General features: G+C 69.3%; 9 protein-coding genes and 1 pseudogene. 1 reads left to right on the forward strand and 9 read right to left on the reverse strand.

Features of this window, described 5'->3' with window-relative positions:
• Positions 1 to 196: pseudogene (locus tag ER13_RS19070) on the reverse strand (peptidase M20); the annotation flags it as partial.
• 77 nt (positions 197 to 273) lie between these two features.
• On the reverse strand, positions 274 to 1,488 hold the full coding sequence (locus ER13_RS14490) for a TIGR03862 family flavoprotein (RefSeq protein WP_035310346.1): 1,215 nt from the start codon (positions 1,486 to 1,488) through the stop codon (positions 274 to 276).
• A 63-nt stretch (positions 1,489 to 1,551) separates the two neighbouring features.
• Here ER13_RS14490 and greA point away from each other — a divergent pair, with 63 nt between their 5' ends.
• The gene (gene greA / locus ER13_RS14495) at positions 1,552 to 2,031 is read left to right on the forward strand and encodes a transcription elongation factor GreA (RefSeq protein WP_035310353.1); all 480 of its coding nucleotides are present in this window, start codon (positions 1,552 to 1,554) and stop codon (positions 2,029 to 2,031) included.
• A gap of 6 nt (positions 2,032 to 2,037) precedes the next feature.
• Here greA and ER13_RS14500 read toward each other — a convergent pair whose 3' ends face one another.
• The 7 genes from ER13_RS14500 to ER13_RS14530 all read right to left on the reverse strand — a co-directional run.
• A complete protein-coding gene (locus tag ER13_RS14500; RefSeq protein WP_035310355.1) occupies positions 2,038 to 2,451 on the reverse strand; it encodes a helix-turn-helix domain-containing protein in 414 nt (137 codons plus the stop codon).
• Between the two features lie 20 nt (positions 2,452 to 2,471).
• Entirely contained in the window at positions 2,472 to 4,103 is a 1,632-nt protein-coding gene (lnt, locus tag ER13_RS14505) for an apolipoprotein N-acyltransferase (RefSeq protein WP_052005138.1), read from the reverse strand.
• Positions 4,104 to 4,105: 2 nt separating this feature from the next.
• Positions 4,106 to 4,570, reverse strand: a complete 465-nt coding sequence (gene ybeY / locus ER13_RS14510; protein ID WP_035310348.1) for an rRNA maturation RNase YbeY — start codon at positions 4,568 to 4,570, stop codon at positions 4,106 to 4,108.
• The gene (locus ER13_RS14515; RefSeq protein ID WP_035310351.1) at positions 4,567 to 5,553 is read right to left on the reverse strand and encodes a PhoH family protein; all 987 of its coding nucleotides are present in this window, start codon (positions 5,551 to 5,553) and stop codon (positions 4,567 to 4,569) included. The genes ybeY and ER13_RS14515 overlap by 4 nt, the downstream gene beginning before the upstream one ends.
• Positions 5,553 to 6,938 (reverse strand): tRNA (N6-isopentenyl adenosine(37)-C2)-methylthiotransferase MiaB, encoded by a 1,386-nt coding sequence (miaB, locus tag ER13_RS14520; RefSeq protein WP_035310360.1) that lies wholly within the window; start codon positions 6,936 to 6,938, stop codon positions 5,553 to 5,555. The genes ER13_RS14515 and miaB overlap by 1 nt, the downstream gene beginning before the upstream one ends.
• A gap of 77 nt (positions 6,939 to 7,015) precedes the next feature.
• Entirely contained in the window at positions 7,016 to 7,513 is a 498-nt protein-coding gene (locus ER13_RS14525; RefSeq protein ID WP_008259871.1) for a Fur family transcriptional regulator, read from the reverse strand.
• A gap of 27 nt (positions 7,514 to 7,540) precedes the next feature.
• Positions 7,541 to 7,981: GNAT family N-acetyltransferase (locus tag ER13_RS14530; protein ID WP_231492562.1), on the reverse strand; the 441-nt coding region annotated here is incomplete at its 5' end.

The raw sequence follows: 7,981 nt of genomic DNA on the forward strand, positions 1-7,981 counted from the left end.
CGGGCCCGCCGCCCGCGGGGCGGGCGGGGGGGATTTGTCCGCCGGGCCGGGCGCCGTTCTTTTCCTCGCCGGGGGAGGGGGGGGCGCGCCCTTCGACTTCGCCGGGGGCCGGCCCCCGCCCCGCCTCGTTCATCCGGGCGGCGTCGATGTCGGGCGCGGCGGCGTCACCGGCCTGGGCCGAGGAACAGGCCACCATCAGGGCGAGGGCGGAAACGGCGGGCAGGGCGTGGCGTATCGGGAACTCCTAACGGCGAGCCCTCGACCCTGCCCCTCTCAGCCCCGGCTGTCGAGCCAGTCGATCAGGCCGCGCGCCGCCTGGGCACCCGAGGCGAAGCTGGCCTGGAGCAGATAGCCGCCGGTCGGGGCCTCCCAGTCCAGCATCTCGCCGGCGACGAAAACGCCCGGTCGCGCGACCAGCATCAGCCGTTCGTCCACCCCGTCCAGCGCCACCCCGCCGGCGGAAGAAATCGCGCGCTCCAAACCCTGTACGCCGGTCAAGGTCAGGGGCATGGCCTTGATCCGTTCGGCCAGGGCTCGGGGGGAAACCGGCAGAGGGCCGGCTTCATACAGCAGGGCGACGGCGACCGGCTCAAGCCCCACCACCTTGCGCAGATGGTTGGACAGGCTGGCCTTGCCCCGGGGTTTCGACAGCCGGTCGGTCAGTTTTCCGACCGCGACGTCCGGCTTCAGATCGATGTGGACATCCGCCCGCCCGTCCGCCTCTATTGACGCCCGCAGCGCGGCCGACAGGGCGTAGACAGCGCCGCCTTCGAGGCCGTAGCGGGCGATCATGGCCTCGCCGCGCGCTGTCCTGCTCCCATGCGTCACAGCGACGCCCTTCAGCGGCTGACCGGCGAACCGGTCGCGGAACAGGGAGGACCAGGCGAAATCGAAGCCGACATTGGCGGGGCGGAAGGGCGCGACGGCGACCCCGCCGGCCTCAAGCCAGGGCTTCCACGCGCCGTCCGAACCCAGGCGCGGCCAGCTGGCGCCGCCCAGGGCCAGGACCACGGCGTCCGGCCGTTCCAGCCGCTCTCCGTCCGGCGTCTCGAACGCCAGGGCCCCGTCGCGCCAGCCGACCCAACGCGACCGGATGCGGATCTCGACGCCCAGATCACCCAGTCGCGCCAACCAGGCCCGCAGCAGGGGCGAGGTCTTCATTGCGCGGGGAAACACCCGCCCGCTGGACCCGATGAAGGTCGGCTGGCCCAAGCCCTCGACCCAGGCGGTGAGGTCGGCGGGCGTGAAGGCGTCGATCCAGCGCGCGACCGGCGCCTGGGCCGAGCCATAGCGGGTCAGGAACCGATCCAGCGGCTCCGAATGGGTCAGATTCAGTCCGCCGCGACCGGCCATCAAGAATTTGCGCGCGACGGACGGCATCCGCTCGTGAACCACGACGCTCAGACCCGCCTGGGCGAGGCGTTCAGCCGCCATCAGTCCTGCGGGGCCGGCGCCGATGACATGGACTTCACGTTTGGATTGGGTCATCCCCCGCTTTGCCCGCTCGCGGCGACGCTGGCTATAGGGACCGGCGTCGCTATGTTCCGAACCATGAGCGTTGCATTCACCCGAGAAGAAGATCTGGAAGCCACCGCCGCCGACCTGGCGGACCGGCCGATCTCACCCCACCCCAATCTGGTCACGCCCGAAGGCCTGGCCCTGATCGAAGCCGAACTGGCCGCCGCCCGCGCCGCCTATACCGCCGCCCAGGTGAAGGGCTCGATCGAAAGCGACCGCACCGCCATGGCGCGCGCGACGCGGGACCTGCGCTACTGGTCCGCCCGCCGCGCCTCCGCCCAACTGCAGGAGCCCACCGCAGACGACGGCGGAGTGCGCTTCGGCGGTTCAGTCTCCATCGAACGCGAGGACGGCCGGACCCAGACCTGGCGGATCGTCGGCGAGGACGAGGCGGATCCGGCCAAGGGCTCGGTCAGCCATGTCTCGCCGCTGGCCCGCGCCCTGCTGGGCAAGCGGATCGGGGACGAGGCCGTGGTGGCGGGACAGTCGGTAGAGATCACAGCCGTCGGCTGATCGGGCTCAGCCCGGCTTGTCGGCGCCCTCGCCCAGCATTTCGCGCATCATGTCCAGGATCAGCTTCTGGTTCCGGGCCGGCAGGCGCGGGGCCAGGCGGGCGATCTCGACACTGTGTTTCGTCGGCTTGTGCTCGTGGTCGAAGCCGGGCGCCTCTTCTTCCCCCACGCCCGGCTGGGCGTCGTGGAAACCCTGGAAGAAGAAGGGGATGTCCACCTTCATGAACTCGGCCATCTCGAACAGCTTCGAGGCCGAGACGCGGTTGGCGCCCTTCTCGTACTTCTGAACCTGCTGGAAGCTGACGCCGACCGCGCGGGCCAGGGCGGTCTGGGTCAGTCCCAGATCAAGGCGTTTTTCCTGAACGCGGCGGCCGACGTGGCGATCAACGGGATGCGGCTCCTCGAGCTTCTCACGCGCCATGCCGTCCCCGCCCACTCAAATCACTGACCGATTCGAGGAACCCTAGTTCTTAGAATCAGCGGCCACAAGCCGGCGAGCGCGGCGGCCAGCAGGGCCGCCAGGAAAGGCCAGTCGCCCAGTCGTCCATAGGGGGTGACGCCGGTCGGGCGCGGCAGGGGGGCGTCGATCACCCCCATGACGCCGGGGTCCAGACGCTGCCCGTCCACAATCCGGCCCCAGGGGTCGATCATGGCCGAAATTCCCGTCGGCGTGGCCCGGGCGATGGGCAGTCCGGTTTCGATGGCGCGATAGCTGGCCAGGTTCAGATGCTGGCGGGGACCCGAGGTCGCCCCGAACCAGGCGTCGTTGGAGGCGTTGACGATCCAGTCCGGCCGACCCGCCGCGCCGGGGGTGAAGCCGGGATAGAGGCTTTCGTAGCAGATCAGGATTTGAGCGGGCGGCGCGCCTGGAATCTGGATCGGCGCCGGGGTCGGCCCGGCGGTGAAATCACTGGGCATATGCACCAGGCTGCGCAGACCGATGGCGGTCATAACCGAACCCAGCGGCAGATATTCGCCGAACGGGACCAGCCGGTGCTTGTCATAGACGGCGGCGATCCGAAGACCGGGCCCGCCTTCATCGGCCAGGGCGAACAGACTGTTGTAGTAGCGGCCGCCTCCCGGCGCCGTCAGATCCGCCTCGCCGCGCGCCAGCCCCATCAACAGGGTCTGACCCGGCCGCAGGGCGCCGGCGATGGCCGTCGCATCTGTCGAGGCGAAAACCTCGTTGGCCGAAGCCGGCAGGGCGCCCTCGGGCCAGACCACCACATCCGGAACCCGGGCTCCGGGCTGGCCGGTCAAGGCGACATAGCGATCCACGATGGAGCGATAGGCCTCGGGCGACCATTTCGTCTCCTGTTTCACATCGGCCTGGACTAGGCGGACCAGGGTGTCGGTGAACTGCAGATCGGCCTGCGCCAGCCGCACGGCGCCGAAGACGCCCACCGAAACCAGGGCCAGGACGCCCAGTCCTGCCGAGATCAGACGGCTGCGCGGCGCGCCGGGGCCGACCAGAGGGGCCAGGGCGGCGGTGGCCGCAACCGTAACGAGGCTCAGTCCATAGACACCGACGACCGAGGCGAACTGCGACATGCCGCCCCCTGCCCGCCAGGTCGCACCGGCCGGATTCCAAGGAAAACCGGTCAGCACATGGCCGCGCAGCCATTCGGCGGCGCAGAACAGGGCGGCGAACAGCAGGACCCGGACCACCCCGATGGGGGCGAAGCGGCGATAAAGGGCGCAGGCGGCCCCCCAGAACAGGCCGATCCCGGCGGGCAGCAGGCTGGCGGCGAAGGGCGCCATCCAGGCCTGTTCCGGATTGACGAAAAAGGCCTCGGCCACCCACCAGCAGCCGATGAAGAAATAGGCGAAGCCCGCCAGCCAGCCCATCCAGAAGGCGCCGCGCGTCGTGTCCGACCGCTCGGACAGGATCATCAGCAGCGGATAGCCCAACAGGCCGAACAGCAGGCCGAACGGCGGATGGGCCAGGGCTGTTCCCGCACCGGCCACCAGGGCCAGGCCGATGCGGATCAACCGCCAGGTCAGGGCGCGCCGCCGCTCGGGCAGGGCGCGGATACGGGCGGCGAACCGGTCCAGGGCGACGTCGGGAAACATGATCAGGCGTCCTGCCCAGAGTCAGTGGAATCGGCGGCATAAGGGTCGGAGACGCCCAGTTCGGCCAGGATCTCGCGCTCCTCGGCCTCCATTTCCTCGGCCTCCGCATCGTCCTCGTGGTCACGCCCCAGAAGATGCAGGACGCCGTGGACGACCAGATGGCTCAGATGGTCCGACAGGGTCTTGCCCTGGGCCTGGGCTTCGGATGCACAGACGCCGTAGGCCAGGACGATGTCGCCCAGGTGCGGGGCGGCGCTTTCGGGCGCGGGGAAGGACAGGACATTGGTCGGCCGGTCCTTGTCCCGGAACCGGGCGTTCAGTTCCCGCACCGCCTCGTCGTCGGTCAGAAGTACGACCACATCGCCCGCGACGGCGCCAAGCGCGGCCTCGGCCGCCTTCGTCACCACCGCCTCGGTTTCCGGCAGGGCGCCGGTCCAGGCCTCGGCCTCGACTTCGATCTCGATCATGCGGGGTCTTCGAGGTCCGGAGCTGGACGCCCTTTTGCGGCGTCGGCGTCATAGGCGCGCACGATCCGCTCGACCATGGCGTGACGAACCACGTCCGAGGCCTCGAACTTCAGGATGCCGACGCCCTTGACCCCGTCGAGAATGCGCAGGGCGTGGGCCAGACCGGAATCGCGCGGGTTCAGCAGGTCGATCTGCGACGGGTCGCCCGTCACCACCATCCGCGCCCCCTCGCCCAGGCGGGTCAGGACCATCTTCATCTGCAGGCGCGAGGTGTTCTGCGCCTCATCGACGATGACGAAGGCGTGGCTGAGAGTGCGGCCGCGCATGAAGGCGATGGGCGCGGCCTCGATCTCGCCCTTGTCGCGGCGGCGCTGCACGTCTTCGGCGCCGAGGATGTCGTTCAGGGCCTCCCAGATCGGGGCCAGATAGGGATCGACCTTCTCGTTCAGGTCGCCGGGCAGGAAGCCCAGTTTCTCGCCCGCCTCGACCGCCGGCCGGGTGATGACCAGCCGATCCACCTGGCCGCGCCGCAACAGGGAGGCGCCATAGGCGGCGGCCAGGAAGGTCTTGCCGGTGCCGGCCGGGCCGACACCGAAACTGAGTTCGCACCGGCCCAGCATGTCCAGATAGGCGGCCTGGGCCTTGGTCTTGGGCACGATGGCGCCGCGCTTGCCGCCCGGAAGCGACACCCCCGCCGCCGCCATGCCCGGCGTGCCCTTGCCGCCCCGCGCCTGGCCCAGGGCCGCGCGCACATCGGCCTCGGTGACCTCCGCGCCCAGGGCCGCGCGCTTGGCCAGATCCTCAATCACCTGGCGGGCGTCCGAGCGGTCGCGGGTGCCGCCGTTGACGGAGACCCCGCCGCCCGGCGCCTCGACCAGCACCTTGAAGGCGTCCTCGATCAGGGCGACGTGACGACTGTTCGGCCCGATGACGGCGCGCAGTTCGGCGTCGTTCAGGGGGACGAACTCGGATTCTCGCGCCATCAAGCGGCCTTTTCTGCTGGGGCCGCCGCTTCCGGGGCGACAAGCCGACCGGTCAGGCTGTTGTGCTGGCCGGCGATGATTTCGACCGGAACGATCCGGCCGATCAGATGATCCGCGTCATCGACGTGAACCGACTGAAGATATGGGGATCGTCCGACCGCTTGACGACGGCTGCCGTGACGGCCCTTGCGATCAAACAGCACATTCAGGGTCCGGCCCGCCTGCGCGGCGTTGAAGGCGATCTGCTGTTCGGTCAGCAGTTCGATCAGACGGTGCAGCCGATCCTTGGCGACCTCCGGCTCGACCTGTTTGCCCATGCCGGCGGCCGGTGTGCCGGGGCGGGGCGAATACATGAAAGCGAAGGCCGAGGCGTAGTTCACCCGCCGCACCAGATCCAGCGTGTCCTCGAACTCGCGGTCCGTCTCGCCGGGGAAGCCGACGATGAAGTCGCCGGCCATGGCGATGTCGGGTCGCGCGGCGCGGATACGGTCGATCAGGTCGAAATAGGTCTGACGCCCGTGTTTCCGGTTCATCAGCCGCAGAATCCGGTCGGAGCCCGCCTGAACCGGCAGGTGCAGATAGGGCATCAGGGCGTCCAGATCGCCGTGGGCCGCGATCAGGTCGTCCGACATGTCGTTGGGATGGCTGGTCGTATAGCGGATCCGGTCAAGGCCGGGGATCTCGGCCAGGGCGTAGGCCAGTTCGACCAGGCTGGACTTGCGGCCATCGGGCCGTTCGCCGTCATAGGCGTTGACGTTCTGACCCAGCAGGGTGACTTCGCGCACGCCGCGGCCGGCCAGGGCCCGCGCCTCCTCCAGCACAGAGGCCAGGGGCCGCGACCATTCGGCGCCGCGCGTATAGGGCACGACGCAGAAGGTGCAGAACTTGTCGCAGCCCTCCTGCACCGTCAGGAAGGCGGTCGGGCCTTCGGTCAGACGCGCGGCCGGCAGGGCGTCGAACTTGTCGTCCGGGGCGAAGTCGGCGCCGATCCGCTCGCCCCGCGCCCGCGCCGTGCGGGTCAGAAGTTCGGGCAGCTGGTGATAGGCCTGGGGGCCGACGACGATGTCGACCGCCGGCTGGCGCTTCATGATCTCTTCGCCCTCGGCCTGGGCCACACAGCCGGCGACCGCAATGGTCAGGTCGCCGCCGGTCTCGCGCTTGATGTCGCGAAGTTCGCGCAGCTTGCCCAGCTCGGAATAGATCTTCTCCGCCGCCTTCTCGCGGATGTGGCAGGTGTTCAGGATGACGAAATCGGCGGCCCGGACATCGTCGGTGACGGCATAGCCCAGAGGGCGCAGGACGTCGGCCATGCGCTCTGAATCATAGACGTTCATCTGACAGCCGTAGGTCTTGATGAACAGGCGCTTTGACGGCGCCTCCAGCATCGCTTCGGCTTCTTGAACCCGGATTTCGGTCATGCCGGGCTTATGATCGCCCGGACAGGCGACGACAAGACCGAGGCTCAGCCCGCATCCACGTCTGCGGGCAGATCGGCGGGGTTTACGCGGGCGGCATGGCGTTTGAAGATCAGCCCCTCGCGCTTGGACGGTTCAGCGCCCTCGATCGGCACGCCGTACAGTTCCAGCTTGTGACCGATCAGTTCGAAGCCCAGCCGGTCGGCGATCTCGGTCTTCAGCTTCTCGATCTCGGCGTCGAAGAACTCGATCACCTCGCCTGTCTTGGTGTCGATCAGGTGGTCATGGTGGTCGTCGCCCGCCTCCTCATAGCGGCTGCGTCCGTCCCCGAAGTCGTGCTTCTCGACCACGCCCGCCTCTTCGAACAGGCGCACGGTGCGATAGACGGTGGCGATCGAGATGTGCGGATCGATCGAGGAGGCGCGGCGATACAGCTCCTCCACATCCGGGTGATCTTCCGCCGAGGACAGCACCCGGGCGATCACCCGACGCTGTTCGGTCATACGCATGCCGCGGTCGGCGCAGAGTTTTTCGATCCGGTCCATGACCCTAGAATAGGACGTCGGACCGTTTCAGGGAAGCGCCGGCTTTTCAGGATCTGCCGCGAGGTCCAGACTCAGGACCAGGGCGTCGGTCCTCCCCCCGTCCGGCGCGGCGTAATAGGCCTTGCGACGGCCGAGGGGCCGAAAGCCGGCTCGGTCGTACAGGGCGCGGGCGGCGACATTGTCTTCGGCCACCTCCAGAAACAGACGCGAGGCTCCGGCCTGGGCGGCGGCCACCGCCCCCCGCCCTGTCAGACGCCCGCCCAGACCGGCCCGGCGCGCCTCGGGCCGGACCGCCAGGGTCAGGATTTCGGCCTCGTCCAGCACGACCCGAACCAGGATGAAACCGTCGGGTTCGACCACGGCGAAGACCCCGGCCTGGCCCAGAAGGTCCGCAAACTCGGCCTCGCTCCACGGCGCGGCGAAGGCCTGGGCGTGCAGTCGCGCCAGCAGGGCCGGGTCGGCGGGCGT

Origin of the sequence: Brevundimonas sp. EAKA, assembly GCF_000698025.1 — a bacterium.
Taxonomy (GTDB): Bacteria; Pseudomonadota; Alphaproteobacteria; order Caulobacterales; family Caulobacteraceae; genus Brevundimonas; species Brevundimonas mediterranea_A.

Bases quoted from the DNA above. Each gene is read 5' to 3' on its own strand.
- greA (WP_035310353.1), top strand. From the start codon at position 1,552: ATGAGCGTTGCATTCACCCGAGAAGAAGATCTGGAAGCCACCGCCGCC.
- ER13_RS14515 (WP_035310351.1), bottom strand. From the start codon at position 5,553: ATGGCGCGAGAATCCGAGTTCGTCCCCCTGAACGACGCCGAACTGCGC.
- ER13_RS14500 (WP_035310355.1), bottom strand. From the start codon at position 2,451: ATGGCGCGTGAGAAGCTCGAGGAGCCGCATCCCGTTGATCGCCACGTC.
- lnt (WP_052005138.1), bottom strand. From the start codon at position 4,103: ATGTTTCCCGACGTCGCCCTGGACCGGTTCGCCGCCCGTATCCGCGCC.
- ER13_RS14525 (WP_008259871.1), bottom strand. From the start codon at position 7,513: ATGGACCGGATCGAAAAACTCTGCGCCGACCGCGGCATGCGTATGACC.
- miaB (WP_035310360.1), bottom strand. From the start codon at position 6,938: ATGCTGGAGGCGCCGTCAAAGCGCCTGTTCATCAAGACCTACGGCTGT.
- ER13_RS14490 (WP_035310346.1), bottom strand. From the start codon at position 1,488: ATGACCCAATCCAAACGTGAAGTCCATGTCATCGGCGCCGGCCCCGCA.
- ybeY (WP_035310348.1), bottom strand. From the start codon at position 4,570: ATGATCGAGATCGAAGTCGAGGCCGAGGCCTGGACCGGCGCCCTGCCG.